General features: G+C 58.6%; 1 rRNA gene. It reads left to right on the top strand.

The window, feature by feature from the left end:
* A 16S ribosomal RNA gene (locus AC1DDH_RS20920) occupies nucleotides 1-243 on the top strand; the annotation flags it as partial.
* Nucleotides 244-324 lie beyond the last annotated feature (81 nt).

The following is a 324-nucleotide window of genomic DNA, read 5'->3' as shown; positions in this document are numbered from 1 at the left end:
GGATTGGGGTCTGCAACTCGACCCCATGAAGTCGGAGTCGCTAGTAATCGCAGATCAGCAACGCTGCGGTGAATACGTTCCCGGGCCTTGTACACACCGCCCGTCAAGTCACGAAAGTTGGTAACACCCGAAGCCGGTGGCCTAACCCCTTGTGGGAGGGAGCTGTCGAAGGTGGGACTGGCGATTGGGACTAAGTCGTAACAAGGTAGCCGTACCGGAAGGTGCGGCTGGATCACCTCCTTTCTAAGGAGCACCTACAACTTTCTCTGCCCCGTGTATGCGGGTGTGGTGGGGTTGTCAGGAGTACGCCCGTTGCGCAGACGC

The organism is Arthrobacter sp. 10T425 (assembly GCF_056393985.1).
Note: the sequence above shows the minus strand (reverse complement) of the source record. Positions and strands in the feature narration are given on the sequence as shown.